The organism is Desulfobulbus alkaliphilus (genome assembly GCF_016918545.1).
GTDB classification, from domain to species: Bacteria; Desulfobacterota; Desulfobulbia; order Desulfobulbales; family Desulfobulbaceae; genus Desulfobulbus; species Desulfobulbus alkaliphilus.
The window spans coordinates 1-402 of record NZ_JAFFQC010000377.1; the positions used below are offsets into that span (position 1 = coordinate 1).

General features: G+C 66.2%; 1 protein-coding gene. It reads right to left on the minus strand.

Going from position 1 to position 402, the window contains the following annotated elements:
- A partial coding sequence (locus tag JWG43_RS21100; protein ID WP_205244465.1) for a CocE/NonD family hydrolase occupies window positions 1-402 on the minus strand: 402 nt, incomplete at both ends.

The following is a 402-nucleotide window of genomic DNA, read 5'->3' on the forward strand; positions in this document are numbered from 1 at the left end:
GAACCAGTTGCCCTGTTCCTGGAACCGTCCGACCTTGCCGATGCCGGCGCCCGAGGCCTGGGGCACCATGGCGGCGTGGGCCGGGTGGTTCTGGGCCGCCAGGGCCAGCTGCCATTCGGCGGAGGACGAACAGCCCAGCGTGCCGACCTTGCCGTTCGACCAGGGCTGGGCCGCGATCCACGTCAGGGCGTCATAGCCGTCGGTCTGGGGATAGCCCAGGATCTGATAGTCGCCGCCCGAGAAATACCGTCCCCGCTCGTTCTGGATGACGAAGGCATAGCCCTTGCTGACCCAACTCAGGGCCGAGCGCGTGGTGCGGGCGTTGTAGGCCAGCTCGTTATAAGGCGTGCGGACAAACACTGTCGGCAAGGGGCCGGATGCGTTCTTGGGGCGATAGACATT